Here is a 24,759-nt window from a genome sequence, read left to right on the forward strand (position 1 = left end):
CGGGGAAGCATCCACGCGCATCGGCTCAGGCGCGCGGCGGGTGCCGCAGCTGGCCCTCGCCGCGTACGACGAAGCGCTCGATCGTCAGCGCCTCGAGGCCCATCGGCCCGTAGGCGTGCAGGCGCGTGGTCGAGATGCCGATCTCGGCGCCGAGGCCGAGTTCGCCGCCGTCGCTGAAGCGCGACGAGGCGTTGACCATGACGACGGCCGAACGCAGCGCCTCGACGAAGCGCGTCGCATGCGCATCGTCGCGCGTCGCGATCACTTCGGTGTGGTCCGAACCGAAGCGGCGGATGTGCGCGATCGCCTCGTCGAGGTCGTCGACGACGCGGATCGCGAGCACGAGGTCGAGGAACTCGGCGGCGTAGTCGTCGTCGGTCGCGGCCTTGACCCACGGCAGCAGCTCGAGCGTGCGGTCGCAGCCACGCAGCTCGACACCGCGCGCACCGAGTTCGACCGCCGCCTGCGGCAGGAAGGCCTCGGCCACGTCGGCGTGCACGAGCAGCGTCTCGAGTGCATTGCAGGCGCTCGGCCGCGTGGTCTTGCCGTCGACGAGCAGGCCGATCGCGAGATCGACGTCGGCACTCGCGTCGACGAACAGGTGGCACACACCCTTGTAATGCTTGATCACCGGCACGCGCGCGTGCTCGGCGACGAAGCGGATCAGCCCCTCGCCGCCGCGCGGGATCGCGAGGTCGACGATGTCGTTGAGCTGCAGCAGCTCGACCATCGCCTCGCGGCTCAGGTCCTCGACGATCGTCAGCGCCGCAGCCGGCACGCCGGCCTCGACGAGGGTACGCTGCAACGACGCGGCGATCGCGAGGTTGGAGCGGATCGCCTCGGAACCGCCTCGCAGGATCACGCCGTTGCCGGCCTTGAGGCACAACGCCGCGGCGTCGGCGGTCACGTTCGGGCGTGCCTCGTAGATCATCGCGATGACGCCGAGCGGCACGCGCACCCGTTCGACGACGATGCCGTTCGGGCGCGTGTCGCGGCGCGTGACCATGCCGACAGGATCGGGCAGCGCGGCGACCTCGCGCACGGCCGCGGCGACCGCGCCGAGACGCGTATCGTCGAGACGCAGGCGATCGAGCATGGCCGTGCCGATGCCCTTGTCGCGCGCGGCGTCCATGTCGAGCGCGTTGGCAGCGAGGATCGCGTCCGTATCGGCCTCGAGCGCGGCGGCCATCGCGAGCAGCAGTTCGCGGCGCTGTGCCGGGGTCAGCGCGGCGACGGCGCTGGCCGCGTCGCGGCAGGCGCGTGCGGCGTCCTCGATACGCTGGGCCATCACCGTCCTCGTCGTGCCGCGGCGGATCCGCGGGGTCGCGCAGGATAGCAAGACGCGCCGCGATTCAGGCCGGCAAGGCCCTCGGCACGCGCTCGAGCTGGCCGCCCGCGAAGGCCTCGCCGAACGGCAGGTCCTTGCGGTGCACGTAGCCGATGAAGCAGTCGCAGGCCGAACGCGGGCACGGGCGAGCACCGAGCCGATCGAGGAACGAGCCGTCATAGAGGTTGCCGAGCGGCGTCGCGACGAAATGGCAGCGTCGCACCTGGCCATCGCCGTCGACCGAGACCACGTCCTCGCCGGCGCGGCAGGCCGCGCCGAGGCTCGGCGGCGGCTCGAGGTTGTAGCCGAACCACGGATCGATCGCGAGGTGGCGCGCCGTGTCGGCGGCATCGTAGTAGCCGGGTCCGCGCTCGTCGTAGGCGTTGAGCCACAGGAACACGTCGGCCGGCAGCGCCTCGCGCAGGCGCGCGATCTCGTCGGCGTGCTCGTGCAGCGCGACCATGCCGACGCTGAAGCGCACGCCGCGCTCGCGCAGGCGCAGGCAGCGCGCGACGAAGGCCTCGCGTCGCACCTGGCCCGGGTGGTAGGTGCACCACAGCGCGAGGCGGTCGCGGTCGACGTGGTCGAGCCAGTCCAGCCCGATGCACAGGTTGGTCTGCGCGACCACGCGGCGCACGTGCGGAAGATGGCTCAGCCGCGTCATCGCCTCGCGGTAGTGGCGGCGCACGAGCGCCTCGCCCCACGGCGTGAACAGCACGGAGATATCGGCTGGCGCATCGCGTTCGACCCAGTCGACGAAGCGCGCGAGATCGGCCGCGTCGCGCTGCAGCGTCGCGCGCGTGTCGCGTGTCTTCGCGAACGGGCAGTACGGGCAGTCGTAGTTGCAGCTCGACAGGCGCCCGCGGTACAGCAGCGACAGATGAGCCGGCGCGTCAGGCCGCATCGGCGATCCCTTGCATCGCCCGGGCGACGGCCTCGGAACCGAGCCACGGCCCGATCGTGTCGGCGCGCGCGATGCCGGCCTCGCCGAGCGCGAGCACGCCGTCGGACACCGCGCCGAGGCCGAGCGCGGCGAGTTCGTGCAGCTGCGGCAGATCATCGAACGCGTCGCTGCCGAAGCGTGCGCGATAGGCCTCGAGCGACAGGCCGGGCTGCACGAGCAGCGACTGGATCACGAAGCGGCGGCGCTGTTCGACGGCATCGAGGCGGAAGCCGTGGTGTGCGAACGCGAACGACGCCTCGTCGCGCGCGAGCCAGTCCGAGACGATCGCGGACACGCCGCCGCGCTCGACCGCGTACGCCGACGAGTAGTGGAGCGAACGCGTGTACGAGCGCGCGCCGCAGCCGATGCCGACCATGCCGTCGTCCTGGCAGCAATAGGCCGGGCCGCCGCTCGCCGGCGCGTGCGGTGCGCGGAACATGCGCATCGAGACCTGCTCGTAGCCGGCCGCGAGCAGTCGCTCACGTGCGGCGGCGTAGAGCGCGGCGCGATCGTCGAGCGGTTCGGGACGCAGCGTGTGCACGGCGGTGTCGCGACCGCGCAGGCCGATGCGCGCGAGCCCGGTGCGCGGGCGCACGTAGAGCGGATACAGGTAGAGCTCCTCGGGCGCGAACTCGAGCGCGCTGTCGACCGAGGCGAGGAAGCTCGCGACGCCCTGCCCTTCGATGCCGTAGATGAGGTCGAGGTTGAGGGTCGGGAAGCCGTGCGCGCGGATCGCGGCAATCGCGCGCTCGACCGTCGCACGCTGCTGCGGCCGCACGAGGCTGCGCACCTCGGCGTCGCTGAAACTCTGGATGCCCATGCTGACGCGATCGATGCCGGCCTCGCGGCAGACACGCAGGCGCGCGTCGTCGACCGTCTCGGGCGACACCTCGATGCCGGCCGGGATCGCGGCGAGGTCGATCGTGGCATGCGCATGCACGGCCTCGAACACGCGCGCGAGCTGGCCCGCGTCGAGGTAGGTCGGCGTGCCGCCGCCGAGCGCGAAACGCGCGAAACGGTGCGTGCCGAGCGCACGCGCGGTCGCGCGCAGCTGCACGGCGAGCTGGTCGACGTAGGCCTCGACCATCGCCGGCGCCGGGCGCGCCATCGCGAACAGGTTGCAGAAGCCGCAGCGGTAGGTGCAGAACGGCACGTGCAGGTACAGGAACAACGCATCGCGCGGCTCGTCGGCCCACAGCGAGGCGAGCGAAGGCGCGGGATCGAGCGTGCGGTAGGCGCTCTTGTGCGGGTACGCGTACGAGTACGCCTGGTACGGCGGCAGCGCGAGCCATGCGGCGAGCGACGAGGGGCGCGTCATCGCAGTTCGACCTGTGCGTAGGGCACGGTCATGACGACCGGATGCCCGTGGCGGTGGCCTTCGTAGCCGTCCTCGCCGTAGGCGGTGCCGTGGTCGGAGCAGAGGATCACGAAGGCCGGTCCGCGGCGTGACAAGGCCTCGAACAGCGGCGCGAGCGCGCCGTCGACGTAGCGCAGCGCCGCGGCCTGCGTGTCGACGCCGTCGTGCGCGGCGCCCGGCACGTAGTGACGGTTCGGCTGGTGCAGCGCCGAGACGTTGAGGAACAGGAAACAGCGCCTCGCGGCGAGATCGGGCGCGTCGAGGCGGCGGCACGCGAGGGCGACCTGGCGTTCGGTCGAATCCTGCGCGGTGACGCCGAAACCTTCGTCCCAGTGCGCTTCGGCGAAAAGGTCCGGCAGCACGCGGCCGAGCGCCGTACGTCGGTTGAAGAAGCCCGTGCCGCCGAGGCACAGCGTGTGGTAGCCGATGCGCGTGAAGCCCGTGACGATGTCGGGTGCGTCGTCGAACACATGGGTGCGCGGGCCGGTCGTCTCGCTGCCGCCGAACGCGAGCGCGAACAGGCGCTCGTGGCGCCCGGGCCGCGCCGGCGTCGGCAGGAAGCCCGCGAAGAAGGCCTGATGCGCTGCATAGGTGAAGCTGCCCGGCGTGTGGCGGCGTTCCCATCCCGCGGTCGGAAGATGGCGTGCGAGCACGGGCAGCTCGCCGCGTTCGAAGCAGCCCTGCGCGACGTCGTAGCGCAGCGTGTCGAGCGTGACGAGCACGATGTCGTGCGAGCCGACGATCGCGTGCATGTCCGGCGCGGGCGTGCTCGGCTCAGGCATGGGCCGCCTCGCCCTGCGCCCAGATCGCCTGGTCGTCGTAGGTCGAGCGGCCCTGCCAAGTGATGCCGGGCAGCAGGTCGCCGAAGGCGTTGGCTTCGAGCACGTGTACGCGACCGCGCCGCACGACGAGGTCGAGCCCGACCAGGTTGGCGCCTGCGAACGTGCGCGCGGTACGCCCGGCAGCGTCGCGCACCGCAATGGCGTCTTCCCCGGACTGCACGTCGCCCGGTGCCGCGCGGCGGTTGCCGAGGTGCAGGTTGGTGAGCGGCCCGGTGCTGACGCGCGCGACGCGCTGGCGTGCCTCGCCGGCGAACGCGACGACGCGCTGGTCGACCTGCAGGCCGCGCGTGCCGGGCAAAGAAGGCTTCGGGATCCATTGCTCGACGTAACTGCCCTGCCGCGCGAGCGCGTCGACGAGCGCGGCGATCGCCTGCGTGTCTTCGAGGCGTTGCGGTTTCAGCGAACTCACGAGCGCTTCGCGTCCATCGGATGCCACGAGCCTCGCCGAGCTGATCGCGACTTCGGCGCCACGTCCGTTGCGCTGGTAGGCGACGACGCCGACCGCCGACGAGCCGAAACGTGCCTTGATATAGACGCGATCCAGCCCGCTCGCATCGAGCAACGCCTGCAGCGCCGCGTAGCCGTCGATCGCACCGAGCAGCGGCGGCACGCCGATGCCGTGGCGCACGAGGTGCTGCTGGCAGGCGAGCTTGTCGCCCATGAGCGCGATGGCGGCCGGCGAATTGAACCAGCGCGGTGCGAGCACCTGCACATCGCGCTCGAGCACGGCCAGGAGATCCATCACGCCGGCATGCCAGGCGTCGACCGCGACGAACTCGCCGTCGAGCGTCGCCACGGGCGCGGGACCGCTACGGCCGAGTACCGACCAGCCGCGCGCGACGAAGCGTCGCGTCGTGTCCGCATCGCCGCCGGCCGCATCGATCTTGACCGGCACGCCGGCCTGGCCACCGAGTGCCTCGACGAAGCGCGACGGCGCGTCGAGCAGGTCGCCCCAGTCGAGCACGCGTGCAGGTTCGAGGCCGCGTGCGCGGCGCGCGTCCTGCAGCGCGGCGACGCGCCGGTCCGCGGCGTGGCCGACGACGATCACGCCTGCCTACTCGCCGATCGCGACGTAACGCTCGCCGTCATAGTCGTCCGGGTCCTGCGGATCGGACACGTCGACATCGAGCGGCAGCGCGGCCAGGCGCGCACGGTATTCGGCGCCGACGTAGTGGTAGGCGAGGTTGAGGTGCTTGAGCCCGCCGAGGTGCGGGCTCTTGAGCAGCGCGAGCGCGCCGTCGTCGCCGAGCGTGCCCATCGAAAGATCGAGCGTGTCGAGCCCGCCGATCCACGGTTGCTGCGCGAGGTAGCCCGCGAGCTCGTCGGTGATCTGCGAGTTGCGCAGGCCGAGGTACTCGAGGCGAGTCGGATCGATCGCCTCGAGCAGGCGCACGTAGGTGGCGAGGTCGCCGTCGAAGCCGTAGTTGTCGTCGCCGAGCCAGAGCTCGAGGTGCTTGAGCGCCGGCATGCGCGAGCGCGCGATGCCCTCGACGACGCGCGTCGGCAGGCCGCCCGTCTCGACCGCGAGCTCGCGCAGGCTGGCGTGCTCGAAAGGCTCGAATGCGAGCTTCTCGCCGCCACGCACGCGCAGCGACTCGAGCGCAGGGAACGCGTCGAGCACGCGCGTATAGCCGGTCTGAATAATCCACGACATCTCGTTGTCTTCGGACTGGATGTCGCCGACGTAGAGATGGCGCAGGGCGGCGAGCTCACCGCGGCGCTCGACGAGCACGTCGAGGATGCCGTCGGGACCGTCGTCGTGCGAGACCTGCCAGACGCCGACGATCAGCGATTCGAGCGAGCCCGGTGCTATCTGGGTGAAGAAGTGCTCGACGAGCTCGCGCTGCGACTCCTTCGTGTCGTAGTCCTGGCGCAGGCGGTAGACGACGTCGCCGGACGAGGCCTTGTCGCCCATCGCGAAATCGACCACGCGCTTGCCGCGGAACGTGTCGGGGGTGTCGTGTCGGCTCATCGGGGGCTCCTGCGTGTTGATCGGAAGCTGGACCTGCGGCAGCGGATCGCGTGGCCCGCAGCCGCCTACCGCGAGCGCGACACCGCCGGCGGCGAGGCTGGCGACCAGCCTGCGCCGCGTGCCGTCGCGCGGTGCGCCGTCGTCACCGGACCCTGCCTCGACCATCGCGCGACTCCTGCCATGGAAACGGTCGAGGGTAGCCCAAAGCGATGTCGGCTGTGCGCATGCACAACGGCGTGCCGGGACGACTGCGCTAGACTCCGCGTCCCTCTTTGCAGGCCGACGGCGGAACGATGCGTCCTTTCAAGCTCGGTGAAGACCTCGACCTTTTGCGCGAGACCGTGCAGGCATTCGCGGACAAGGAAATCGCGCCGCGCGCCGACCACATCGACCGCGACAACCAGTTCCCGGCTGACCTGTGGCGCAAGTTCGGCGACATGGGCCTGCTCGGCGTGACGGTCGCCGAGGAATACGGCGGATCGAACCTCGGCTACCTCGCCCACATCCTCGCGATGGAGGAGATCTCGCGCGCGTCGGGCTCGGTCGGCCTGTCGTACGGCGCGCACTCGAACCTGTGCGTGCAGAACCTTCACCACAACGGCACCGAGGAGCAGAAGAAGAAATATCTGCCGAAGCTGTGCAGCGGCGAGTGGGTCGGCGCACTCGCGATGAGCGAGCCCGGCGCGGGTTCCGACGTGGTCGGCTCGATGACCTGCCGCGCCGAGAAGAAGGGCGACCGCTGGGTCGCCAACGGCTCCAAGATGTGGATCACCAACGGTCCCGACGCCGACGTGCTGCTCGTCTACATGCGCACCGCGCCGAAGCCGGCCGGCAGCCGCTGCATGACCGCGTTCCTCGTCGAGAAGGGCATGAAGGGCTTCTCGACCGCACAGAAGCTCGACAAGCTCGGCATGCGCGGCTCCAACACCTGCGAGCTCGTATTCGAGGACTGCGAGATCCCCGAGGAGAACATCGTCGGTCAGGTCAACGAGGGCGTGCGCGTGCTCATGAGCGGCCTCGACACCGAACGCCTCGTGCTCTCGGGTGGCCCGATCGGCCTCATGCAGGCCGCGGTCGACATCGCCCTGCCCTACACGCGCGAGCGCAAGCAGTTCAACGCGCCGATCGGCACGTTCGGCATCATGCAGGCCAAGATCGCCGACATGTACACGGCGCTGCAGTCCTCGCGCGCGTTCGCCTACATGGTGGCGCAGGATTTCGACCACGGCGTGAAGTCGCGCATCGACCCCGCCGCCTGCCTGCTCAACGCTTCGCAGAACGCGATCAAGGTGACCCTCGAGGCGATCCAGGCGCTCGGCGGCAACGGCTACATCAACGAGTACCCGACCGGACGCCTGCTGCGCGACGCCAAGCTCTACGAGATCGGCGCCGGCACCAACGAGATCCGCCGCATGCTGATCGGCCGCGAGCTGTTCCACGGCAAGAGCTGATCCGCCGACCTTCCGTCCACCCGGGAGGCCCGCCCGTCGCTCCGTTCGGGTTCGGTTAAGTCGATCACAACCCCGTACTCCGGCGCGGGCCTATGCTCGCCCCCGGGTGGCAACTCGGGGTTCGAAATGGATGGCCAGGCACGGAATCGCGACGTCGCGTCGCGACGTTCTTTCTTGGGGGCGGTGACCGGCACCGCGGTGGAAGCGCCGAAGGCGACTCCGGCGGTCGCGGGGGTCGAGGGGATCGGCAGCAATGTGCTGGCACCGCCGTTCGCGGTGTACGTGCTCAACCGGCTCGGCTACGGCCCGCGCAAGGGTTCGCTGTTCAGCGTGGAATCGTTCAACGCCCTCGGCGCGAACGACGTCGCGCGCCTGACTGCATTCGTCGACCAGCAGCTCGCACCGACGCTCGACGGCGGCGGCAACGTCACCGATCCCGATGTCGCCTCGCGCCTCGCGCATCCTGACTTCGTCACGCTCAACAAGACGTTCACGCAGCTGTGGACCGACCACGAGGTCAACGGCCAGCCGTCGGGCGGTACCTACACGCGCGACTGGCCGATCCGCGAGGTCGAGCGCGCCGTGTTCATCCGCGCGTTCCACTCGCGCTGGGGCCTGTTCGAGCAGGTCTCCGACTTCTGGCACAACCACTTCAGCATCTACGGGTTCGACCGCTACGCGGCGCCGACCTGGGTCAGCTGGGACCGCGACGTCATCCGCAAGAACGCGTTCGGCAACTTCCGCACGATGCTGCAGAAGACGTTCGAAGCGCCGGCGATGCTGTACTTCCTCGACAACTTCATCAACCGCGCACCGAGCTTCAACGAGAACTACGCGCGCGAGATCATCGAGCTGCACACGCTCGGCGCGATGAACTACCTCGGCGCGAACCTGCAGCAGGCGCAGGTGCCGACGATCCCGGCCGGACAACCCGGCGCGGGCTGGCCGACCGGCTACGTCGATGCCGACGTCTACGAGCTCGCGCGCGCGTTCACGGGCTGGACGTTCTACCGCAGCGGCACGACCAACACGGGCCTGCCGTACATGGAGCCCAGCCAGCACGACATCGGCCAGAAGACCGTGCTCGGCCAGTTCACGGCCGCCAACACGCCGGCCACGACGGAGCACGAGCTGTTCCTCGACCGCCTCGCCTATCACCCGGGCACGGCGCGCCACATCGCGACCAAGCTCGCGCGGCGCTTCCTCGGCGAGAATCCGCCGCAGGCTGCCGTCGACGCGGCCGCCGACACGTTCTGGCAGAACCGCACGCAGCCCGACCAGATCAAGCGCACGCTGCGCACGCTGCTGCTGCACGACGCCGGCGCGGGCTCGTTCCGCGACGTCGGCAATTTCGGCAACAAGGTCAAGAAGCCGTTCGAGGTGGTCGTCTCGGCGCTGCGTGCGCTCGACGTCAACTTCATCGTCCGCCGCAACGACGCCGAGAGCAATGCATTCATGGACCGCTTCGCACGCTCGGGGCACCGACCGTTCGACTGGCGTCCGCCGAACGGCTTCCCCGACACGACGAACTACTGGATGGGCAGCGGCCAGTTCGTGCACGCGTGGCGCACGATCGACTGGACGCTCGACGAGAACACGAGCGCGGGACAAGGTGATCCGCTGACGCCGCTGCTCACGATCACGCTCAACGAGTTCAGCAACGCGACTGCCCAGCACACGCCCAACAAGCTCGCCGACTTCTGGCTCTCGCGCGTGTTCCAGTGGGTGCCCGATGCGACCAACGGCTGGCGCGGCACGCCGCTGCACACGGCCGTACGCGACTTCATGGCCCGCAACACCGACACGGTCACGACGTTCGGCGTCGACATCGGCATCGGCAATGGCCCGACCGGCAACACCGCCGGCATCGGCACGGACGGCTCGCCGAACTACTGGTACAGCCGCCTGCGCGGGATGGTGAACTGCATCCTGTTCAGTCCGCAGTTCATGGTCCGCTGAAGGAGCGCACGACAATGGGCAATCTCACTCGACGCGCGTTCCTCAAGGGTTCCACGATCTGCCTCACGGCACTCGGTGGCATGCAGCTCGGCCTGCGCGCCCGGCCCGCGCACGCCGCGGCCGGAACAGCCTCGTCGGCCGGCGAGAACTTCGTCGTCTACGTCTACCTGCGCGGCGGCATCGACGGCCTGAACATGGTCTGCCCGTTCGACGGCCCCGACCGTGCGGCCTACGAGTCGCAGCGACCGAACATCCACCTGCGGACCACCGGCACCACCGCCGCGCTGCGCCTCGGCACGAGCAATTACGGCCTGCACTTCGCGGCCACCGGGCTGCACCAGCTCTACGGCCAGGGCAGGCTCGCGATCGTGCACGGCACCGGCTTCCCGGTCGCGCAGATCACGCGCTCGCACTTCGACGCGCAGGACTACATGGAGCACGGCACGCCGGGCAGCAACTCGATCGGCTCGGGCTGGCTCGCGCGCCATCTCGCCACGGCCGGCCAGGTGCCCGACGCGGCGATGATCCCCGCGCTCGCGGTCGGCGCGAACGCGCCCGTGAGCCTGCTCGGTCGCCGCGACGTCATGAACCTCGACGACGCCAACAGCTTCCACCCGAACTCCAACAACGGCGCCGTCGACGGCTCGCCGCGCTACAAGCTGTCGACGACGATCACGATGCGCCAGCTCTACCAGGGCAGCGGCGCGCTCAACCTGGCCGGCCTCGGCACGGTCGAGGCGATCGAACTCGTCGACACGCTCAACATCGCCAACTACACGCCGGCGGCCGGCGCGGTCTATCCGACGGCAGGCGTCGCGACGACCCTGGCCAACCAGGCCAAGCTCATCGCGAACATCGCCAAGCGCCGCATCGGCCTGCAGGTCGCGACGATGGACTACGGCGGCTGGGACACGCACGAGAACCAGGGCGACGGCACCCAGGGCGACCTCAACCAGAACCAGTACGGCGCGCGCCTGCAAGGCCTGTCGCAGGTGCTGACGGCGCTCTACAACGACCTCAACGCCGACGGCCTCGCGCGCAACATGGTCGTCGTCGTGCACAGCGAGTTCGGGCGCCGCGTGCGCGAGAACGCCAACCGCGGCACCGACCACGGCAGCGGCAACCCGATGCTCGTGCTCGGCGGGCGCGTCAACGGCGGCCAGCTCTACGGCACGTTCGGCGGCCTGAACGCGGGCCAGCTGTTCCAGAACGAGGACGTCGCCACGACGACCGACTTCCGCCGCGTGCTCAGCGAAGTCGTGACGGCCCACCTCGGCAGCAATGCCTTGTCGAGCGTGTTCCCGGGCTACAGCTATCCGGGCCGCCTCGGCCTGCTGCCGGCCGACCAGATCCTCAGGACGGGCTTCGAAGCCGCCTGACGCCGGCCTGCGCGCGGCTCACCTGCCGAAGGTGGGCTGCGCGAGCTGGCCGAGGAACGCGCCGAACACGCGCGGTTCCATGAGCACGATGAACAGCATGCCGTACACGGCGCCCCACAGATGGGCGCTGTGGTTGATGTTGTCGGTGCCGCGGCGGTCCATGTAGATCGAGTAGGCGATGTAGATCACGCCGAACAGGATCGCCGGGCATGGCAGGAAGAAGATGTAGATCGTCTGCCACGGCTGCAGCAGCACGAACGCGAACAGCACCGCCGATACCGCACCCGAGGCACCGAGGCTGCGGTAGGCCGGGTTGTTCGCGTTCTTCATGTAGGTCGGCAGGATCGCGACGACGATCGCACTGATGTAGAACGCGACGAAACCGACCGTGCCGATGTAGTTGCCCATGAACCGCTCGATGAGCGGTCCGAAGAAGAACAGCGTGATCATGTTGAACAGCAGGTGCATGCCGTCGGCGTGCAGGAACCCGTGCGTGACGAGGCGCCAGTACTGGCCGTGCCGCTTGACCGCGGGCGGCCACAGGATGAAATCGTTCATCACCTTGGCGTTCTTGAACGCGACGAACGAGATCGCGCAGGTGACGGCGAGCAGGGCGAGCGTGGCAATCATGGGGTCGTCGGTGTCCTGATGGTGTTCAGCGGCTGCGGCCGTCGAAAGGCTGGATCTTCAGGCTGGACGGATCCACGCCGTCGAGGCAGCGCACGTTGACCGAGGCCATCGCCTTGCCGTCCGCGCCGGTGCCCTCGCCGAACGGTGCGCAACCGCAGGTCGCGCAGAAATGATGGGCGATTCGGTGGCTGTTGAAGCGGTAGGTCGACAGGTTCGACTCGGGCGTCGACAGGCGCAGGTGGTCGCGCGGCACGAACCACAGCAGGTAGCCGCGGCGACGGCACAGCGAACAGTTGCATTCGATGACGCCGGCGGGCTCGCCGTCGACCTCGAACGCGATCCTTCCGCAGTGGCAGCTTCCGACATGGGCCATCGCACGACTCCTCGTGAGGGGACTGGCGAGTATCGCATCGCGGCCTGACGGGCGATACGTGCGACGATGGGCGGATGTCCACGCCCTCCACACCACGTCTTGCCGTCGTCGGCGGCGGCCCTGCAGGCCTGATGGCCGCCGAAGCCGCGATCGCTGCAGGTGTCGACGTCGACCTGTACGACCGCATGGGTTCGGTCGGCCGCAAGCTGCTGATCGCCGGCAAGGGCGGACTCAATCTCACCCATTCCGAGCTGCGCGAGGCCTTCGTCACGCGCTACGGCGCGCGACGCGACGCCGCCGCACGCTGGCTCGACGTGTTCGATGCCGACGCCTTGCGCGCCTGGGCACGCGGACTCGGCATCGAGACCTTCGTCGGCACTTCGGGTCGCGTGTTTCCTTCCGACCTCAAGGCCGCGCCGCTGCTGCGTGGCTGGGTGCGACGCCTGCGCGCCGAGGGCGTGCGCTTCCACGTGCAGCATGCGTGGAAGGGATGGGACGGCGACGCCCTGCTCTTCACCGCCCCTGCCGGCGAGGTGCGCGTGATGCCCGACGCCGCGGTCTTCGCACTGGGCGGCGCGAGCTGGCCCGTGCTCGGATCGGACGGCACGTGGGCCGCGCCGTTCGAGGCCGCGGGCGTCGATGTCGCCACGCTGGCGCCGTCCAACTGCGGCTTCGACGTGGAGTGGAGTCCGTTCCTGCGCGAGCACCACGCCGGCGCGCCGATCAAGCCCGTCGTCGCGACCTTCACGGCACCCGACGGCACGCGGCTCACGCGCCAGGGCGAGTTCGTGCTGTCGGCCTACGGCATCGAAGGCAGCCTCGTCTATGCGTTGTCGGCCGCGCTCCGCGACACGATCGAGGCCCGCGGCCACGCGACGCTCGAGCTCGACCTCACCCCGCAGCGGGACCAGGCCGCCCTCATCCGGGACCTTTCCAGGCCTCGCGGCAAGCGCTCGCGCTCCGAGCACCTGCGCCGCGCCACGGGGCTCGACGCCGCGAAGATCGCGCTGCTCCACGAGGTGCTGCCGCGCGATGCGTTCGACGACGCACACCGCGTCGCCGCCGCGATCAAGGCCTTGCCGCTCGTGCTGCGCTCGGCGCGCCCGGTCGCCGAGGCGATCAGCAGTGCCGGCGGCGTCAGGCTCGAAGGCCTCGACGACACGCTCATGCTGCGTGCACGCCCCGGCAGCTTCGTCGCCGGCGAGATGCTCGACTGGGAGGCGCCGACCGGCGGCTACCTGCTCACCGCGTGCTTCGCGACGGGCCTGATCGCAGGCCGCGCCGCGGCCGCATGGCTGCGCGCGCGGGGCTGAGCCTCACCACTCCGTGCGCTGCGGCAGCAGGCCGTGCAGTTCGACCTCGGTGAGGTTGCGCCACTGCCCCACTTTCAGCGCACCGAGCTTGACGTTGACGATGCGCACGCGGCGCAGTTGGGTCACGCGGTAACCGAACGCCTCGGACATGAGGCGGATCTGCCGGTTGAGGCCTTGCGTGAGCACGATGCGGAAACCGAACTTGGCGATGCGCTGCGTGCGGCACGGCTTGGTCATCTGGCCGTGGATGCGCACGCCGCGTGCCATGCCGGCGAGGAACGCCTCGGTCACCGGCTTGTTGACCCCGACCAGATACTCCTTCTCGTGGCCGTTCTCCTGGCGCAGCAGCTCGTTGACGATGTCGCCGTTGCTGGTCAGCAGGATCAGGCCTTCGGAATCCTTGTCGAGGCGACCGATCGGGAACACGCGCTGGGCGTGGTCGACGAAATCGACGATGTTGCCCTTGACCGTGCTTTCGGTCGTGCAGGTGATACCGACGGGCTTGTTGAGCGCGATGTAGACGTGGCGGCGGCGCCCCGCCTTCGCGGCCGGCCGTGCGAGTACGGGACGACCGTCGACGCAGACCTCGTCCCCCTCGGCGAACTCGTCCCCGATGCGCACGGGATTGCCATTCAGTGTCACGCGCCCGCCCGCGATGAGCCGGTCCGCCTCGCGACGCGAGCAGAAACCGGTTTCACTGAGGTGCTTGTTGAGGCGCATGCTCGCGGGTCGCGTGGCGGGGCCACGCGGGGCCCGGGGGCGCGCATGCTGGCATGGTGCAGGCTTCGCGTCACTTCGCCCGCCGATGGCACGGTCCCTGCTTATTGGTACTCGAGACCGTTTTATGGCGAGAATGTCCCGATGAGCAACGTGATCCCGTTCCGGCCCGCGCCACGCGACACGGCCCTCGTGCGGTTCCCCACCGAGCTGCCCGACGACGAGGAGCTCGACATCCGCCTGTGGGAGCTCGTCATGGAAGGCCGTCGCGACAGCGACGAATTCCGCATGCTGCAGGCCAGGCGCCGCCTCGCGTCCTGATCCTGCGCCGCGCGCGGCGACGCGCTTCACGCTTCGCATTCCGATCCTGACGCACGATGTCGGCCCCTGACCGGGAGGCCGCCCGATGCGACATCTTCTTCTCGCCGCGGCGCTTGCCGCGAGTGCAGCGCCGGCTCTCGCCGCCACCCATGCGGTCGGGCCGACACGCACGTACACGACGCTGCAGTCGCTGCTCGACACCGTCACGCTGCGTCCCGGCGATCTCGTCGAGGTCGATCGCGCCGACTATGCGGGTGGCGTGATCGTGCGCTCCCAGCATTCCGGCACGGCCGCGCAGCCCGTCGTGATCCGTGGCCTGCGCGGCGGTGGGCGACGCCCGCTCTTCTCCGGCGGTACCAACACGATCGAGTTGCGCAACGCGAACCACATCGTGCTCGAAGGCTTCGAGTTCACGGGTGGCACCTCGCGCTGCGTGTACGTGTACGCGGCGAACACGGTGCTGCGCGACCTGCTGGTTCGCGACTGTCCTTCGCACGGCATCCTGTCGAGCGACCAGCTGTCGGGATCGCTGACCCTCGAATACAGCGAGATCCGCACCTCGGGCGCCGGCGACGGCCGGCACGCGCTGTACATCCAGACCGACGAGGTGGCATTCCCGGGTTCGGTGTTCCGCATGCGCCACAACTTCGTGCACAGCGGCACCGGCGGCAACCTGCTCAAGAGCCGCGCCGAGCGCAACGTGATCCACTACAACTGGTTCGAAGGCGCGTACTACCACGAGCTCGAGCTGATCGGCCCGGACCGCAACACGCAGCAGGCCGGCTGGACCGTCGACCTCGCGCGCGAGGATTCCGAGGTGCTCGGCAACGTGATCGTGCATTCGGGCACGTTCGGCGCGATCCTGCGGCTCGGCGGCGACGGCACCGGCGAGAGCAAGGGACGCTACCGCCTCGTCAACAACACGATCCTCGCCACCGGCAGCGCGTCGAGCTACACGGCGCTGCGCCTGTTCGAACCACTCGAGTCGGTCGAGTCGCACAACAACGTGTTCCACCGCACCACCGCGGGCACGCTCAACATCGAGCGCAACACCGAGGCGATCTGGACCTTCGGCCGTCGCGTCGCCGGCTCGAACAACTGGATCCGCAACGGTGCCGGCGTCGTGCCGGCCGAGTGGACCGGCACGCTGACCGGCAGCGACCCGGGTTTCACGAACCTCGCCGGCTTCGATCTCGTGCCGGCCGCAGGCAGCCCGCTGGCCGGTGCCGGCAACGCGAATCCGGCCTCGCCGACGGCCTGGCCATTCCCGTCACCGACACCGTTGCCGCTCGCGATGCCTCCCGTGCGCGCCGGGATCGTGCCGGGGACGCCCGTGCCGCGTCCGGCCGAGCCCGCGCCGACGATCGGAGCGTATGCGCGGCCCGCGACGGACCTCGTGTTCCGCTCTGGATTCGACCCCTGAACCGGGCTTGCCGGCGCCCAGTGACTTGCGGCGCTTGAGCCGTCGCGCGGAAACGGGCAAAAAGGAGGATTGCCCGCCGCCCCGGAGTCCGCCTTGCGCCGTCTCGCCCTTACCGTCCTCGCCGCCTCGCTCGCCAGCCCCGCCTTCGCCGTCGAAGGCATGTGGCAGCCGGCCCAGCTCCCCGCCATCGCCGACCAGCTGCGCGCGCAAGGCCTCGAGCTCGATCCGAAGCAGCTCACCGACCTGACCGGCCCGACCATGGGCGCGATCGTGAGCCTGGGTTTCTGCACGGCCTCGTTCGTGTCGCCCGAAGGCCTGGTCGTCACGAACCACCATTGCGCCTACGGTGCGATCCAGTACAACTCGACCGCCGAGCGCAACCTCATCCGTGACGGCTTCCTCGCCGGCACCACCGCCGACGAGCTGCCGGCCGATCCGAACCAGCGCATCTACGTGACCGAGGAGATCCGCGACGTCACCAGGGAGATCCTGCGCGGCGTGCGCGACGACATGGACGGCCTGGCCCGCTACGAGGCGGTCGACCGCGCCGAGAAGGCGCTCGTGGCCAAATGCGAGAAACCCGGCAACCTGCGTTGCGACGTCTACACGTTCCACGGCGGGGCGAGCTACCAGCTGATACGCCAGCGCGAGATCAAGGACGTGCGTCTCGTCTACGCACCGGCTGACGCGATCGGCAAGTTCGGCGGCGATATCGACAACTGGATGTGGCCACGCCATACCGGCGACTTCGCGTTCCTGCGTGCCTACGTCGGCAAGGACGGCAAGTCGGCCACGTACTCCAAGGACAACGTGCCGTTCAAGCCCAAGCACTGGCTGCCCGTCAACGGCAAGGGCGTCGAGGCCGGCGACTTCGTCATGGTCACGGGCTACCCGGGCCGCACGAACCGCTACCGCCTCGCCGACGAAATGGCCGCGGCGATCGACTGGCAGTATCCGAACCTCATCGCGACGTTCACGAGCGTGCTCGGCATCATCGACGCCGGCGGCCGCCGCGATCCCGAGGTCGCGGTCAAGTACGCGAGTGCCGTCGCGGGCTTCAACAACTACCTCAAGAACTCCAACGGACAGCTCGAAGGCCTCGCCAAGGCCGATGCGGTGCGCCGCAAGAAGGAAGGCGAAGCCGCGCTCGAGGCCTGGCTCGGCTCGTCGGGACAGGATGCCTCGCTGTTCGCCGACATCGCCGCGCTGCGCAAGCTCGTCGCCGCGCAGGCCGCCGTGCGCGATCGTGACTACCTGCTCGGCTTCCTGTCGCGCACGAGCCTCTACCAGTCGGCCTACCTCGCTTCGCGCCTCGCGATCGAGCGCGCCAAGCCGGTCGCCGAACGCGAGTCCGGCTTCGAGCCGCGCGACGAGGTGCGCATCGAGGGCAACCTCAAGCAGATGGAGCGCCGCAGCGATCCGGCCGTCGATGCGCAGGTCCTCGCCTACGTCCTCAAGCGCTACGTGCGCCTGGATCCCGCACAGCGTGTCGCCGGCTTCGACGCCTGGCTCGGCACGGGCGAGGTCGACGATGCCACGATCGACGCCAAGGTCGCCGCGCTCTACGCGGGTTCGCGCCTGCAGACGACCGACGCGCGCCTCGCCGCTTTCAAGGCCGACGCGAAGACGCTGGCCGCATCGGACGACAGTGCCCTCGTGCTCATGCGCGGCCTGATGCCCGACCTGCTCGCGCTCGAGAAGCAGCGCAAGGCTCGCATGGGCGAGGAGATGCGCCTGCGCCCGCGCTTCATGCGCGCGATGATCGCCTACAACGATGCGCAGGGCCGCGCGGTCTATCCCGATGCGAACAGCTCGCTGCGCGTGAGCTTCGGCCAGGTGCAAGGCCTCAAGGAGGACGGCAAGGAACTGTTCCCGTTCACGAGCGCCGAAGGCATCGTCGCCAAGACCACCGGCGTGGATCCGTTCGAGACGCCGAAGAAGGCCTACGACGCGATCGTGCGCAAGGACTACGGCACGTGGGCGTCGCCGAAGCTCGGCAGCCTGCCCGTCAACTTCCTCGCCGACCTCGACATCACCGGCGGCAATTCGGGCTCGCCGACGCTCGACGCACAGGGCCGCCTCGTCGGCCTCGCCTTCGACGGCGTCTGGGACAGCGTCAGCGCCGACTGGGTGTTCAACCCGAAGCTCACGCGCTCGATCCAGGTCGACGTGCGCTACATGCTGTGGGTCATGGACAAGGTCGACGGCGCCGGCAACCTGCTGCGCGAGATGCGCGTCGCCGACTGATGCGAGGGCCGCACCGCGCGCTCAGCGCGCGGTGCGCCTGCGCGAAGGTTTCGCCTGGACCTGCGGCGGCGCGGTCAGCGTCATGAGGATGTCGGCGTACCAGGCGTAGTTGAGGCTCAGGCGTTCGTCCTGTTCCTCGTCGCGGTTGTCGACGTCGAAGCGACCTGCGTGGATGCCCAGCAGCGTCCATACGAGGCGCTCGCGTCCGGATTCGCCGGACTCCAGGCGTACCGCCACCGGCGCACCGCTGGTGCCGCGGTGCATGCGCGCATCGGTCAGGAAGTAGCCCTGGCCCTGGAAGCGGATGCCGAACGACGAGGCGACCACGGCTTGGCGCGCCACCGGCAGCTGGTGGACCGTGTCGTGGAAACCGAGCGGGAAGCCGACGATGCGCACGGCCGTGCCGACTTCGATCTGCTCGAGGTCGCGCAACAGCAGATCGGGCGTGAACGCATGCAGCAGCAGCGTCTGCGGCAGCGCCGCGCGGTCCAGCGCGATCACCACGACGTCGATCGTGCCGCCGGCGTCGCTTCCCTCGCGCCACGCCGGCATGCCGTCGCGGTAGAGCGGAATCGAGAACACGGTCGTCTCGGCGACGTTGGCCGGATCGACGTGCAGCACGATCTCCAGGCGGTCCGGATGGTGATCGATGCTCTCCTCGCGCACGACGTGGCGATTGGTCACGAGGAAGAGCTGGCCATCGCGCTCGAAGAAGAAACCCGTCGCATTGGTCGTGATGCCCGTGGGCGCGAACGTCGTGATGCGGGTCACCGCGAGCAGCAGGGCTTCGATCATGGGGGTGGTCCGATGGGTGGCCGGGCAGTGTGACCCAGCCACGCCCGTCGCGGAACGGACGGCTCTGACTTTAGTCATGGGCAAGTCAGGCGCCGATGGCCTACCCTCGGGGGTTCGCATCGAACCCGGGATCCCGCATATGGACCATCGCCTGACCCTCGCCGTCGCGCTCGCGCTCGGCCTCACCGCCCCGCTCCACGCCGCCGAAGCGCCCGCCAAGGCCGCCGCCACGCAACCGGCCGCGGCGAACCCGTTCTTCGAGAAGAGCACGCTGCCATACCAGTTCCCGCGCTTCGACGCGATCAAGGACGCCGACTACGCGCCCGCATTCGAGCGCGGCATGGCCGAGTCGAACAAGGAGATCGAGGCGATCGCCGGCAACAAGGACGCACCGACGTTCGAGAACACGATCGTCGCGCTCGAGAACGCCGGCGAGCTGCTGACGCGCGTGTCGACCGTGTTCTTCAGCCTCAGCGGCACCAACACCAACGAGACGATGCAGAAGCTGCAGACCGAGCTCGCGCCCAAGCTGTCCGCGCACCGCGACCGCATCGTGCTCGACGGCGATCTGTTCAAGCGCATCGAGGCCGTGTACGCCAAGCGCGACACGCTCGGTCTCGACGCCGAGTCCAAGCGTCTCGTCGAGCGCTACCACACCGATTTCGTGCGTGCCGGCGCCAAACTGTCGGACGCCGACAAGACCAGGCTCAAGACGCTCAACGGCGAGCTCGCCAAGCTCGGCACCGCATTCAACCAGAACCTGCTCAAGGAAACCAACGCCGCAGCCGTGACGGTCGCCTCGGCCGACGAGCTCAAGGGTTTCTCCGACGGCGCGATCAAGACCGCCGAGGAGGCCGCCAAGGCCAAGAAGTCCGACGCGAAGTACCTGATCCCGCTGCTCAACACGAGCGGCCAGCCGCCGCTGTCCTCGCTCGAGAACCGCGCACTGCGCGAGCGCATCATGACCGCGTCGCTGACGCGCGGCAGCAAGGGCGGCGAGTTCGACAACCGCGACATCGTCGCCGAGGTCGTCAAGCTGCGCGCCGAGCGCGCGACGCTGCTCGGCTACCCGAACCACGCCGCCTACGTGCTCGAGGACGAGACCGCCGGCAGCATCGGCGCGGTCAACAAGCTGCTCGGCGAACTCGCGCCGCCGGCCGTCGCCAATGCACGCGCCGAGGCCGCCGACATCCAGAAGGTCATCGACAAGGAAGGCGGCAAGTTCCAGGTCGCCTCGTGGGACTGGTCGTTCTACGCCGAGAAGGTGCGCGCCGAGAAGTACGCCTACGACGCCGAGCAGCTGCGCCCGTACTTCGAGATGGACAGCGTGCTGCGCAACGGCGTGTTCTTCGCCGCGACCAAGCTCTACGGCATCACGTTCAAGGAGCGCACCGACCTTCCGAAGTACCACCCGGACACGCAGATCTTCGAGGTGTTCGAGGCCGACGGCTCGCCGCTCGCGCTGTTCATCGTCGACTACTACGCACGCCCCAGCAAGCGTGGTGGCGCGTGGATGAACGCCTACGTGCAGCAGTCCGGCCTGCGCGGTACCAAGCCCGTCATCGGCAACCACCTCAACATCCCGAAGCCGCCGGCCGGCGAGCCGACGCTGATGACCTGGGACGAGGTCAACACGGCGTTCCACGAGTTCGGCCATGCGCTGCACGGCATGTTCTCGAACGTGAAGTACCCGCGCTTCTCGGGCACCAGCGTGCCGCGCGACTTCGTCGAGTACCCCTCGCAGGTCAACGAGATGTGGATGACCTGGCCCGAGGTGATCGCCAACTACGCCAAGCACTACAAGACCGGCGAACCGCTGCCGAAGGCGCTGCTCGACAAGGTGCAGGCCGCCGACAAGTTCAACCAGGGCTTTGCGACCACCGAGTACCTCGGTGCCGCCCTGCTCGACCAGGCCTACCACCAGATCGGCGCCGCGCAGGCCCCGACCGCCGCGACCATCCTCGATTTCGAAGCCTCGGCGCTCAAGAAGGCCGGCGTCGACTTCGCCCCGGTGCCGCCGCGTTACCGCACGACGTACTTCTCGCACATCATGGGCGGCTACTCGGCGGGCTACTACGCCTACATCTGGAGCGAAGTGCTCGACGCCAACAGCGTGCAGTGGTTCAAGGCCAACGGCGGCCTCACGCGCGCCAACGGCGACCACTTCCGCAAGACGCTGCTGTCGCGCGGCGGCAGCGCCGATGCGATGGTGCTGTTCAAGGATTTCGCCGGCCACGCGCCGGACGTGAAGGACCTGCTCGAGCGCCGCGGCCTCGCCGCCAAGCCCGACGCGAAGAAGTGAGCCACGGCCCGCGGGACGCCTCGTGCGTCCCGCGGGCTTTCGCGGCACGCGACGCTCGCGGCGCGCACCGCTAAGCTTGCGGCATGGATGCCCTGCCCGCCCTGACCAACCTCGTCGCCGGCCACGCCGTGGCCCCACGCGACGGCATGTACCTCGACGTGTTCGAACCGGCCACCGGCCATGCGTTCGCACGCTGCCCCGCCTCGAACGCCCGCGACGTCGACGCCGCGATCGCCGCTGCCGACGCCGCTGCGGAGAGCTGGGCCGCGACGCCTGTCGAGACGCGCGCGCGCTGCCTGCGTCGCCTCGCCGACCTCGTCGAAGCCGACCTCGACGCGTTCGCCGAACTCGAATCGCGCGACAACGGCAAGCCCGTCGCGCTTGCGCGGTCGCTCGACATCCCGCGCGCGGTCGCCAACCTGCGCTTCTTCGCCGATGCGATCACGACGTGGGCATCGGAGTCGCACGCCACCGACGCGCGCGCGGTCAACCTCACGCTGCGCCAGCCGCTCGGCGTCGTCGTCTGCATCTCGCCGTGGAACCTGCCGCTGTACCTGTTCACGTGGAAGATCGCGCCCGCGCTCGCCACCGGCAACACGGTCGTGGCCAAGCCGTCCGAAGTCACGCCGTGCACGGCCGAACGCTTCGGACGCCTTGCCGCCGAGGCCGGGTTCCCGCCCGGCGTGCTCAACATCGTGCATGGCAGCGGGCCCGATGTCGGCGAGGCACTCGTCGCCGATGCGCGCGTCAAGGCCGTCTCGTTCACGGGCAGCACGCGCACGGGTGCTGCGATCGCCGCGATCGCCGCGCCGCGCTTCAAGAAACTCTCGCTCGAGATGGGCGGCAAGAACCCGACGATCGTGTTCGACGATGCCGACCTGAGCGACGCCACGCTCGATACGATCGTGCGCTCGGGCTTCGCCAACCAGGGTGAGATCTGCCTGTGCGGGTCGCGCGTGCTCGTGCAGCGCGGCATCTACGCGGCGTTCCGCGAACGCTACCTCGCCCGGGTGCGCGCGTTGCGCGTCGGCGATCCGAACGAGGCATCTAGCGACCTCGGCGCGCTCGTCTCGCGCGCGCATTTCGACAAGGTCACCGGCGCGATCGCGACCGCGCGCGCCGAAGGCGGCCACGTACTGTGCGGCGGCGAGGCGGTGTCGCCGGGTGGTCGCTGCGAGGCCGGCTGGTTCGTCGCGCCGACCGTCATCGAAGGCCTCGACGAGCACGCGGCGACCAACCGCGAGGAGATCTTCGGCCCGGTCGTCACGCTGATCCCGTTCGACGACGAAGCCGATGCGGTGCGCCTCGCCAATGCAACCGGCTACGGCCTCGCCGCCTCGCTGTGGACACGCGACGTCGGCCGTGCGCACCGGCTGCCGGCGACGCTCGAATTCGGCATCGTCTGGGTCAACTGCTGGATGCTGCGCGACCTGCGCACGCCGTTCGGCGGCATGAAGCAGTCCGGCGTCGGCCGCGAAGGCGGCGTCGACGCGCTGCGCTTCTTCACCGAACCGCGCAACGTCTGCATCGCGCTCGACTGAACGCGCCGGCGCTCGCCGTGCGCAGGACGCGGCGATACCATCGGCCTCCACCGGATCGCCCGCGACGGAGCACGCCCTGATGCCACGCCCTTCCGCCCGCCTCGTCCTCGCCGCGCTCGTCGCCAGCGGCGCGGCGCACGCACAGGACATCCAGCGCCCGAGCGGCGTCGCGATCACGCAGCAGCGCGACGCGGTCATGAAGTCCGAGCGCATCATGGCCGAGGCGCAGAAGCGTCCCGGCCTGCTCGCGCAGTACCTGCACATGCGCGACGTCTACGCGAACGACACGAGCTGGCCGTTCCGCGTGATCTTCAACCAGTACATCAGCTGGTACCAGACCTGGGTCGGCGACTACGCCGGCGCGCGTGCGGCGTTCTCGATCGCCCAGCCGATGCAGAAGGGCGACGCCGATTCACCGCTGCGGGGTGGCGGCTTCTCGGCGCAGCCCGCCGCGCAGGAAATCCTGCGCCTCGCACGCGGGCGCCAGGCCGTGTTCTTCAACGAGAACCACAGCTACGCGCTGACCCGCACGCTGACCGTGCAGATGCTCGCCGCGCTGCGCGCGGAAGGCTTCGATACGTTCGCGGCCGAGACGCTCTACGAGACCGACACCGGCTTGCAGGAGCGCGGCTATCCGGTCAGCGAGACGGGCTTCTACACCGAGGAGCCCGTGTACGCGGAGATGGTGCGCGAGGCACTGCGCCTCGGTTACCGAGTCGTCGCCTACGAGGCCGTCTCCGATGCGACCGGCTCGGCGCGCGAAGCCGAACAGGCGCGCAACCTCAAGCGCGACGTGTTCGACCGGCATCCGAAGGCGCGCCTCGTCGTCAACGCGGGCTACGCGCACATCCAGGAAAGCGGCAAGTACCTCGACGGCGTCGCGATGGCGCAGCACTTCACGCGCACGACCGGTATCGATCCGCTGACCGTCGAGCAGACGATGATGGTGCCGCACGAGAAGCTGTCCAACGACCATCCCTGGTATACCGAATCGGCGCAGGCGTCGCACGGCACGCAACCGTTCGTGTTCACGACACGCGACGGCAACCCGTGGTCGCTCAGGAAAGGGGCCTACGACGTCAGCGTGTTCTTCCCGCGCGAAACCTCGCGACGCGGCCGACCGGACTGGCTCGCCCTCGGCGGGCTGCGCCAGCCGTATCAGGTCAGCGGCGCGCTGTGCGACACGAACTATCCCTGCCTCGTCGAGGCGCGCTACGCCGACGAAGGCGAGGATGCGATCCCGGCCGACCGCGTCGTCATCGAGTGGATGGGCCGTGGTGCGATCGCGAGCGATCGCGTGCGCGAAAGCAGCGACGCGATCCCGCTCGCCGATCTCTACCTGCGCCCCGGTCGCTACATCGTGACCTCGCGCGACACCGCGAACCGCCGCCTGCAACGCCAGGCCGTCACCGTGCGCGACGCGAAGGGCACGACGCCGTGAGCCTCGTCCATGCCGAGAGCGCACCCGCACCGGTCGGCGCCTACCCGCACGCACGCCGCGTCGGCGACCTGCTGTTCCTGTCGGGCGTCGGCCCGCGCGAACCCGGCACCAACGCGATTCCGGGCAACGTGCTCGACGCCGACGGCCGCGTCGTCGCCTACGACATCGAGGCGCAATGCCGCCAGGTGTTCCGCAACGTGCGCGCGGTGCTCGAGGCCAGCGGCGCACGCTGGGAGGATCTCGTCGACGTGACCGTCTACCTGACCGACATGGCACGCGACTTCGCCGCGTACAACCGCCTCTACGCCGAACACTTCACGACCGCGCAGCCATGCCGCACGACACTCGGCATCACCGCGTTGCCGACACCGATCGCGATCGAGCTCAAGTGCGTCGCCGCGATCACGCGCTCCGCCGACTGACCCG

At 69.5% G+C, this 24,759-nt stretch carries 21 protein-coding genes; 11 read left to right on the plus strand and 10 right to left on the minus strand.

What is annotated here, in order from left to right:
* Positions 1-25: 25 nt before the first annotated feature.
* The 6 genes from ACQQ2N_RS19135 to ACQQ2N_RS19160 all read right to left on the minus strand — a co-directional run bounded on the left by ACQQ2N_RS19135 (position 26) and on the right by ACQQ2N_RS19160 (position 6,606).
* On the minus strand, positions 26-1,288 hold the full coding sequence (locus ACQQ2N_RS19135) for a glutamate-5-semialdehyde dehydrogenase (RefSeq protein ID WP_440223171.1): 1,263 nt from the start codon (positions 1,286-1,288) through the stop codon (positions 26-28).
* 64 nt (positions 1,289-1,352) lie between these two features.
* Positions 1,353-2,231 (minus strand): STM4011 family radical SAM protein, encoded by an 879-nt coding sequence (locus ACQQ2N_RS19140; protein ID WP_440223172.1) that lies wholly within the window; start codon positions 2,229-2,231, stop codon positions 1,353-1,355.
* Positions 2,221-3,588, minus strand: a complete 1,368-nt coding sequence (locus tag ACQQ2N_RS19145) for an STM4012 family radical SAM protein (RefSeq protein ID WP_440223173.1) — start codon at positions 3,586-3,588, stop codon at positions 2,221-2,223. The genes ACQQ2N_RS19140 and ACQQ2N_RS19145 overlap by 11 nt, the downstream gene beginning before the upstream one ends.
* The gene (locus tag ACQQ2N_RS19150) at positions 3,585-4,409 is read right to left on the minus strand and encodes an STM4013/SEN3800 family hydrolase (RefSeq protein ID WP_440223174.1); all 825 of its coding nucleotides are present in this window, start codon (positions 4,407-4,409) and stop codon (positions 3,585-3,587) included. Before ACQQ2N_RS19150 ends, ACQQ2N_RS19145 begins: the two co-directional genes overlap by 4 nt.
* Positions 4,402-5,517 (minus strand): STM4014 family protein, encoded by a 1,116-nt coding sequence (locus tag ACQQ2N_RS19155; RefSeq protein WP_440223175.1) that lies wholly within the window; start codon positions 5,515-5,517, stop codon positions 4,402-4,404. The genes ACQQ2N_RS19150 and ACQQ2N_RS19155 overlap by 8 nt, the downstream gene beginning before the upstream one ends.
* Positions 5,518-5,523: 6 nt before the next feature.
* A complete protein-coding gene (locus tag ACQQ2N_RS19160; RefSeq protein WP_440223176.1) occupies positions 5,524-6,606 on the minus strand; it encodes an STM4015 family protein in 1,083 nt (360 codons plus the stop codon).
* A gap of 128 nt (positions 6,607-6,734) precedes the next feature.
* On the opposite strand from ACQQ2N_RS19160, the gene ACQQ2N_RS19165 reads away from it, so the two are divergent.
* From ACQQ2N_RS19165 to ACQQ2N_RS19175, 3 genes are all read left to right on the plus strand, one after another.
* Positions 6,735-7,892, plus strand: coding sequence for an isovaleryl-CoA dehydrogenase (locus ACQQ2N_RS19165; RefSeq protein ID WP_440223177.1), 1,158 nt, complete (start codon positions 6,735-6,737; stop codon positions 7,890-7,892).
* 255 nt (positions 7,893-8,147) lie between these two features.
* On the plus strand, positions 8,148-9,851 hold the full coding sequence (locus ACQQ2N_RS19170) for a DUF1800 domain-containing protein (RefSeq protein ID WP_440223178.1): 1,704 nt from the start codon (positions 8,148-8,150) through the stop codon (positions 9,849-9,851).
* Positions 9,852-9,865: 14 nt separating this feature from the next.
* Positions 9,866-11,230 (plus strand): DUF1501 domain-containing protein, encoded by a 1,365-nt coding sequence (locus tag ACQQ2N_RS19175; RefSeq protein ID WP_440223179.1) that lies wholly within the window; start codon positions 9,866-9,868, stop codon positions 11,228-11,230.
* A gap of 18 nt (positions 11,231-11,248) precedes the next feature.
* On the opposite strand, the gene ACQQ2N_RS19180 is transcribed toward ACQQ2N_RS19175, so the two are convergent.
* The gene (locus ACQQ2N_RS19180) at positions 11,249-11,860 is read right to left on the minus strand and encodes a rhomboid family intramembrane serine protease (protein ID WP_440223180.1); all 612 of its coding nucleotides are present in this window, start codon (positions 11,858-11,860) and stop codon (positions 11,249-11,251) included.
* Between the two features lie 25 nt (positions 11,861-11,885).
* Positions 11,886-12,233 carry a GFA family protein gene (locus tag ACQQ2N_RS19185; protein ID WP_440223182.1) on the minus strand — a complete coding sequence of 116 codons (348 nt, stop codon included), beginning with the start codon at positions 12,231-12,233 and terminating at the stop codon, positions 11,886-11,888.
* A 74-nt stretch (positions 12,234-12,307) separates the two neighbouring features.
* Between ACQQ2N_RS19185 and ACQQ2N_RS19190 the strand changes: the two genes are divergently transcribed.
* Positions 12,308-13,546 carry a TIGR03862 family flavoprotein gene (locus ACQQ2N_RS19190; RefSeq protein ID WP_440223183.1) on the plus strand — a complete coding sequence of 413 codons (1,239 nt, stop codon included), beginning with the start codon at positions 12,308-12,310 and terminating at the stop codon, positions 13,544-13,546.
* A gap of 3 nt (positions 13,547-13,549) precedes the next feature.
* Here the strand turns inward: ACQQ2N_RS19190 and ACQQ2N_RS19195 are convergent, their stop codons facing one another.
* Positions 13,550-14,266, minus strand: a complete 717-nt coding sequence (locus ACQQ2N_RS19195) for a pseudouridine synthase (protein WP_440223184.1) — start codon at positions 14,264-14,266, stop codon at positions 13,550-13,552.
* A 141-nt stretch (positions 14,267-14,407) separates the two neighbouring features.
* Between ACQQ2N_RS19195 and ACQQ2N_RS19200 the strand changes: the two genes are divergently transcribed.
* From ACQQ2N_RS19200 to ACQQ2N_RS19210, 3 genes are all read left to right on the plus strand, one after another.
* Entirely contained in the window at positions 14,408-14,584 is a 177-nt protein-coding gene (locus tag ACQQ2N_RS19200) for a hypothetical protein (protein WP_440223185.1), read from the plus strand.
* 85 nt (positions 14,585-14,669) lie between these two features.
* Positions 14,670-16,007 (plus strand): hypothetical protein, encoded by a 1,338-nt coding sequence (locus tag ACQQ2N_RS19205; protein WP_440223186.1) that lies wholly within the window; start codon positions 14,670-14,672, stop codon positions 16,005-16,007.
* A gap of 93 nt (positions 16,008-16,100) precedes the next feature.
* A complete protein-coding gene (locus ACQQ2N_RS19210) occupies positions 16,101-18,254 on the plus strand; it encodes a S46 family peptidase (protein ID WP_440223187.1) in 2,154 nt (717 codons plus the stop codon).
* Positions 18,255-18,275: 21 nt separating this feature from the next.
* On the opposite strand, the gene ACQQ2N_RS19215 is transcribed toward ACQQ2N_RS19210, so the two are convergent.
* Positions 18,276-19,049, minus strand: coding sequence for a S1 family peptidase (locus ACQQ2N_RS19215; RefSeq protein ID WP_440223188.1), 774 nt, complete (start codon positions 19,047-19,049; stop codon positions 18,276-18,278).
* Positions 19,050-19,188: 139 nt separating this feature from the next.
* On the opposite strand from ACQQ2N_RS19215, the gene ACQQ2N_RS19220 reads away from it, so the two are divergent.
* The 4 genes from ACQQ2N_RS19220 (at position 19,189) to ACQQ2N_RS19235 (ending at position 24,755) form a co-directional block, all read left to right on the plus strand.
* Positions 19,189-21,351, plus strand: a complete 2,163-nt coding sequence (locus ACQQ2N_RS19220) for a M3 family metallopeptidase (RefSeq protein ID WP_440223189.1) — start codon at positions 19,189-19,191, stop codon at positions 21,349-21,351.
* Between the two features lie 146 nt (positions 21,352-21,497).
* A complete protein-coding gene (locus ACQQ2N_RS19225) occupies positions 21,498-22,892 on the plus strand; it encodes an aldehyde dehydrogenase (RefSeq protein ID WP_440225803.1) in 1,395 nt (464 codons plus the stop codon).
* A gap of 79 nt (positions 22,893-22,971) precedes the next feature.
* Entirely contained in the window at positions 22,972-24,333 is a 1,362-nt protein-coding gene (locus ACQQ2N_RS19230) for a hypothetical protein (protein ID WP_440223190.1), read from the plus strand.
* Positions 24,330-24,755 carry a RidA family protein gene (locus tag ACQQ2N_RS19235; protein ID WP_440223191.1) on the plus strand — a complete coding sequence of 142 codons (426 nt, stop codon included), beginning with the start codon at positions 24,330-24,332 and terminating at the stop codon, positions 24,753-24,755. The genes ACQQ2N_RS19230 and ACQQ2N_RS19235 overlap by 4 nt, the downstream gene beginning before the upstream one ends.
* Positions 24,756-24,759: the final 4 nt, after the last annotated feature.

The organism is Dokdonella aquatica, from assembly GCF_051987395.1.
In the GTDB taxonomy this organism is placed as follows: domain Bacteria; phylum Pseudomonadota; class Gammaproteobacteria; order Xanthomonadales; family Rhodanobacteraceae; genus Dokdonella.